Annotated in this window: 1 protein-coding gene and 1 pseudogene; both read right to left on the reverse strand. The window is 69.8% G+C overall.

From position 1 onward, the window contains the following. The coding region (locus tag AACZ35_RS13940; protein WP_339830320.1) for a homocysteine S-methyltransferase family protein at positions 1-1,420 on the reverse strand (1,420 nt) is incomplete at its 3' end. Between the two features lie 8 nt (positions 1,421-1,428). Next, positions 1,429-2,173 (reverse strand): annotated as a pseudogene (locus AACZ35_RS13945) (class I SAM-dependent methyltransferase); the annotation flags it as partial.

A 2,173-nucleotide genomic window follows, 5' to 3' on the forward strand; every position in this document is an offset into this window, starting at 1 on the left:
CCTGCGCCAGGAAGGCGGCTTCGCCTTCCTTCATCGAGATCGAGTTGACGATGGCCTTGCCCTGCACGCATTTGAGGCCGGCTTCGATCACGCTCCACTTGGAGCTGTCGATCATCACCGGCACCCGCGCGATGTCGGGTTCGGCGGCGACCAGGTTCAGGAAGCGGGTCATCGCCGCCTCGGCGTCGAGCATGCCCTCGTCCATGTTGACGTCGATGACCTGGGCGCCGTTTTCGACCTGCTGCCGGGCCACCGCCAGGGCGTCGTCGTAGCGGTTTTCCAGGATCAGCTTCTTGAACTGGATCGAGCCGGTGACATTGGTGCGTTCGCCGACGTTGACGAAATTGGTGTCGGGCGTGATGACGAAGGGTTCCAGGCCGGCCAGGCGGGTATGGGCGGGCAGGGTGGGCGGTTGACGCGGGGGCAGCCCGCGCACGGCTTCGGCGATGGCGGCGATGTGTCCGGGCGTGGTGCCGCAGCAGCCGCCGACCAGGTTGAGCAGGCCGGCCTCGGCGAATTCGCGCAGGATGCCGGCGGTTTCGTCCGGGCCTTCGTCGTAGCCACCAAAGGCATTGGGCAGGCCGGCATTGGGATGGCAGCTGACGTAGGTGTCGGCGACCTGGGACAGCATGTCCACGTGCGGGCGCAGGTCGCGGGCGCCGAGCGCGCAGTTCAGGCCCACCGACAGCGGCCGGGCGTGGCGCAGCGAATACCAGAAGGCTTCCGCGGTCTGGCCCGACAGCGTGCGGCCGCTGCGGTCGGTGATGGTGCCCGAGATCATCACCGGCAGGCGCGCGCCCAGCTCTTCGAAGAGCACGTCGATCGCGTACAGCGCCGCCTTGGCATTGAGCGTGTCGAAGACCGTCTCGACCATCAGGATGTCGGCGCCGCCTTCGACCAGGCCGCGCGCGGCGACGGTGTAGTCGGCCACCAGCGCGTCGAAGCTGGTGTTGCGGTAGCCGGCGTCCTCGACCTTCGGGCTGATCGATGCCGTGCGGCTGGTCGGACCCAGCACGCCGGCGACCCAGCGCGGCCGGGACGGGTCGGCGGCTTCGGCCCGGGCGGCGCATTCGCGGCCCAGGCGCGCGGCTTCGCGGTTGAGTTCCGGCACCAGGTCCTCGAGGCCGTAGTCGGACTGCGAGACGGCCGTCGAATTGAAGGTATTGGTTTCGATGATGTCGGCGCCGGCGTCCAGGTAGGCCTGGTGGATGCCGGCGATGACGTCCGGGCGCACGAGCGTGAGCAGGTCGTTGTTGCCCTTGAGGTCGCGCGGGGAGTCGGCGAAACGTTCGCCGCGGTAGTCGGCTTCGCCCAGCTCGTGGCGCTGGATCAGGGTGCCCATGGCGCCGTCGAGCACCAGGATGCGTTCCGTCAGCGCCTGCAGCAGCTGCCCGGTGCGTCCGGGATCGTGCCAGGGCAGGGTGCTCATGGCTTGCGCGCCAGCAGGGTCAGCACTTCGAAGTGGGGCGGGCGTTTTTCGCGGGTCACGGCCTCGCAGACGGTGACTTCAAGGCCCGCCTTTTCCGCGTGCCGGCGCAGCTCCTTCACCGTGAAACCCAGGTTGACATGGCCGTAGGGCGTGACCGCGGCGCGGTGTTCGTGTTTGCCCAGGCAGGTGGCGACCAGGCGGCCGCCGCTGCGAAGGACCCGGGCCGCTTCGGCGATGGCCTGGGCCGGGCGGTCGGCGTAGGTGAGCGCGTGCATCAGCAGCACCAGGTCGAACTGCGCCGCCGGGAAGTCCAGGGCCTGCATGTCGCCTTCAAGCACCTCGACGTGCGGATACTTTCGCAGGCGTTCGCGCGCCGCGTTGACGACGCGGGCGCTGGAATCCACGCAGACATAGCGGCGCGCATGCGGCGCCAGCAGTTCGCCCAGCACGCCGTCGCCCGAGGCGACGTCGAGCACGTCGCCCGGTTCGAGCAGGGGCAGGGTGGAGCGGGCCAGGGCTTCCCAGGTGCGGCCCGGCGAATAGTGGCGCTCCATGTCGCCGGCCACCGAGTCGGCCCAGTTCTGGTCGGCGGCGCGGGTGGCCAGCACGGCGGGCAGGCGTTCGGCGTCCTGGCGCAGCAGCGGGTCGTCGGTGCTGTCGCGCAGGGCTTCCCACAGGCGGGCTTCGCCCGGGTCGAGGGTGTCGCCGTTGAATCGGTAATAGGCCGACACACCGGCTCGGCGG

Origin of the sequence: uncultured Arenimonas sp. (assembly GCF_963976025.1) — a bacterium.
In the GTDB taxonomy this organism is placed as follows: Bacteria; Pseudomonadota; Gammaproteobacteria; order Xanthomonadales; family Xanthomonadaceae; genus Arenimonas.